General features: G+C 67.4%; 1 protein-coding gene and 1 pseudogene. Both read right to left on the bottom strand.

Translation table 11 applies throughout. The annotated features are described in order from the left end of the window. Nucleotides 1–165 (bottom strand): annotated as a pseudogene (locus CHF15_RS46330) (pyridoxamine 5'-phosphate oxidase family protein); the annotation flags it as partial. Nucleotides 166–568: 403 nt separating this feature from the next. Further along, entirely contained in the window at nucleotides 569–3,439 is a 2,871-nt protein-coding gene (gene lanM, locus CHF15_RS43710) for a type 2 lanthipeptide synthetase LanM (protein WP_179280274.1), read from the bottom strand. Between the last annotated feature and the right edge of the window lie 461 nt (nucleotides 3,440–3,900).

The following is a 3,900-nucleotide window of genomic DNA, read 5'->3' as shown; positions in this document are numbered from 1 at the left end:
CACGACCGGCGCCCCGTCGCGGACGAAGCCGAGGTGGCAGAGGTAGTCCGCGTCGAGGATCGCGTGCACCAGGTCGCGGTCGTACGAGGCGCGCTTGCGGCTGCGGGTGGGGACGGTGCGGTCGGTGGAAGCGTACGCATCGGCAGCGGAGGGCGTGGCGGACATGGCGCGATCCTTTGCACTAGTGCATAATGCTTTTTGTGCTAGGAGAGTACACGTTCACCGGCCGGGGCGCAGCGGACATCGCGGCGAGCGTCGAACGGGCCATCGGGGAGGGCGCTCTCGCCCCCGGCGCCGCGCTGCCGCCCCTGCGGGAAGAAGTTCGTTGAGTTCCCGGTCCCCCACATCCGTCTGTAGATCGTCGATCACAGTGGTGGACTCTCCGCGCCGCTGTCACTGCATGTGCCACAGTCACCCGTGGGTGGGACGTCCTCCGCAAGGCCGTCCCACCCGTGTGCCCCGCTTAACTTCGCGACATCAAGCCATTGACCAGGGCAAATGGAGAAGTCTTACTGGAGTACTAGTCGGCGTTCACGTCTCCGCCGATAGGAGGCTCTGCCCCTGACGCTCATGGGGTGGCCATCAGCAGGACGTTCGGCACGCGATGCGGTGCCGCGGTCCTCAGGAGGCCATACCCGATCCCCGCCGCCCCGTCCAAGAGTCCGGGTGTCCACGTGCCTCGGGGAACGCCGGTCACCACCCGACCGGCGAGAACCCGCTGGGCGACGCCTGCCGCTGCGTCGCGCGCGACCCGCCGCAACTCCGCGTCGCCGATGTACTCGGAGGTGGTGAGGAGCGCCTCGACCAGTCCGAGAGTGCCGTGGCAGAGCGAGTCGTTGCGGACCCCCTGGACCACGGCCGCCACGACGCGGTCCAGCCCATGGGGCCGCTGGTGTTCCAGGCCGCTGACGAGCCAGCGACTGCTCGCCTCGCCCATGACGAGCCCCGCGTTCCCCCGGCACCAGGAGGCGGTAGCGAGACGCATGCCATTGACACGCTTGCGCGCCTCGGCCGCCCGGTCCAGCAGCACCGTATCGCCGGTCAGGCAAGCGACAGCAGTCAGCGCGTGTGCCCGGCCTGACAGGCCATGAGCGAACCCGGGGACGCCGGATTCCGCCATGTCGGAGAGACCCGCCCCAGCGGCCCGGACGGCTTCCAGGACCTGGGGGCTCGGGTCGGTCCGTTGGAGGGCCACGAGGGCAAGCGCCGCCCCGGCTACTCCAGTCGCTACATCTAGGGGCTGCGGCGCGTCGAAGGCCGCAGCGAAGGCCGGCACGAGCCGGTGGGCGGAACCCAGGAGTTCCGGGGCGTCCCAGATCTCGGCAGCCCGGGTCAGGAGGTAAAGGACGCCGCCCAGTTCGGCATACGCCCCGATCTCCAAGCCCGCCAATTCCTCCGGCTCGGGCATGTCGTTGGGGTCCAGCAGAGCGGTGAGGATGTCCTGGGCCAGCGACCGGTATCTGTCCGACCCGGTCGACCGACCCAGCTCGGCAAGGAAGAGCGCAATGCCGCTGACGCCGCGGTCGAGACCCATACCGCCGGATTCCACGAGCCAGTAGCGGTCGGCCACCATACGGAGCGATGGCCATTCGACGAGTCCTTCCTCGCCGCGGATCACAGAGTCGCAGATCTGGTCACCGATGGCTCTGGCAGCAGAGAGGGTTAGGTCCGAATCGAGCGCGGCGGCCGGGGAACCAGGAGCGGAGGGAGCCAGCGTACACAGGTGGCCGCCCTCCTGGCGGGTGGTGAACGAGGTCTCGATGAACCAGATCTGCTCCCGCAAGTCCTCCTCCGACAAGGAGGCGAAGCGGTCCCGCACAAGGTCCGTGCCAGCGCGTTTGAAGAAGTCCCGCTGCAGAATCCCGTGGTGGTCCGCGATGTCGGTGCTCTCCGGGGTGGTCTGGAAGGCGGGTATGTCTCCGCACGCGAGCTGGCGCCACTCGCTGTCCTTGACAGGGTGCCCGGCGTTGTGGTGTCCGAGGCGCCCGAGGTGGGCGTGGCGCCGGTCCGGATCCGTGAGCAGGCCCGGATCCCAGGACTCGGTGAGTACGGTGCGGTACTGGAAGGTGTCGCGCAGCACCGCTCGCACGGGGACCCCGGAGAACTGTGCCAGCGGGCCGTCGGACCGCGACAGAGCCGGACGCTGCGAGAGCAGTAGGCGATAGCAGTGAGTAAAGCCCGAGACTAGGTCGTCGGCCATCTCTTCCGGGGTGTGACGATGGCCCGCGATGGTGGGGCGGTTGCCGTACTCTCCGACTGGGTGGAACGCGGGGACCGGTTTCATACGGTCAGTACCGGGATCGCGGTACTCAGTGCGGGGGTGGGCCCAGAACTCACCGGGTGCCGCACCACCGGCTAGACCGCTCATCTCCATGGCACGAACACCGTGTTCGTCGGTGCGGACGAGCCGGTGCGGCAGGAGGCCAACTGCCAGCACGGAGTCGCGCAGCCGCCGCGCGACCACGTCCTCCGCGTCGTCGAGCCAGCCCGGGTCCGAGGACTCAGCATGGAACAGAGCCTCCAGGTCGAAGTAGACCGGGTCTTCGCCGACCGCCACCTGGTTCTGGAAGTGCATGTCGTAGCCGCGCAGCAGGTGGAACACGGCGAGGAAGGCGCCTTGCCGCCAGTAGAAGCGCCGCAGGGAGTTGTGGTCTGGGCATGGGGCCGGCGCGTAGTGTGCCGACCATCCGTGAGTGCCACAGTCGAGGACTCGTGCCGGCCGCAGACGGTGCGTCAGACCTCGGTCGCCAAGCCAGTCGAGGAATCGCGCGAACGCTGCGTCGCAGGCGAGAGAGCGGGGCTTGTAGACAACCTTGAGCCCTCCGCGAAAGGAGACGACGGCCACCGTTCTTCCCCCGTTGTGGGCGTCTCCCGCGCCGAAGTCGACGGCTTCCACATCGGCCGCGGACGCCGCCGTCACCGCCAGTTTCTCCCGGAGCAGGGGCAGGTCAGTCAGCAGCCTCGTCACGAATTCCAGACGAGACGCTGCCCAGCGATCGAATTCCGCTACCAATTCCCTGGCAAGCGCCGGATACTTCCGCAGCAGGGCGACCGCGGTCTCCGGCTCACGGATCGAGGCGGTGAAGTGCTCGAACCCCCGGAATCCCGTGTCCGGACTGTCCGGCTCGCGGGCGGACCGCGTCGCATTCAGCTCCTCCACCAGCATCGGCTTCACCATGGCCAGGAAGCGGGCGGAGGGAAGGGCGAAGATCGCGGGGGAGTGGTCTAGCAGGGGCGTCTCGGAACACGCCTCACCAAGCCGTCGGCGCAGCTCCTCTTGTGCCGAGACGGCGAGCGGGCCGATCCAGCCCAAGAGCGCCAGGTCCTCGTCGGAGGCCTCTCCCGGCCAAGCGCGGCCTGGAAGACGATGCCACACCTCATGGAGGTCGCCCGTCACGTAGGTGGCTTCCGAGGACGAGCGGTCCTGGCTGTGCGTCACAATCTCACTCCGGAAGGTGAATTCAAAAGGGCGGGTACGGCCTTGCGTGCAACTAATTCCGGCCGGTATCGGCGAGAATGGAAAGGGCGTACCAGGTATTCGACGCATCCGGCCTGGGTGCCGCATACGCCCGCGGGTATGTCCATCTATACAACCCAACACTCCACGGGACAAGCGCGGGTCCACGCGATAGCGGACGTCGTTCCGTAGCGCTGTGAGGAACGAGGATTGACCCGGCGTACTCGTGGCAATCCGTGTGTGATCCGGACAAATGAAATGGTGGTTCGGCGAGGACCGAATCATCTGGTGAGCCCGTCATTGCCGTGCTTGACTTCAGTCGCCGGTGAAACGGAAACCAGCGGCATTAGCGCTGCTGGACCATTGCCGGTACATCGTTTACGAGAGAGAGGCACTTTCATGCGTAAGTACGCGAAGCCCGCCGCCAAGTCCGTCACCCAGGG

The organism is Actinacidiphila glaucinigra (assembly GCF_900188405.1).
GTDB classification, from domain to species: domain Bacteria; phylum Actinomycetota; class Actinomycetes; order Streptomycetales; family Streptomycetaceae; genus Actinacidiphila; species Actinacidiphila glaucinigra.
Note: the sequence above shows the minus strand (reverse complement) of the source record. Positions and strands in the feature narration are given on the sequence as shown.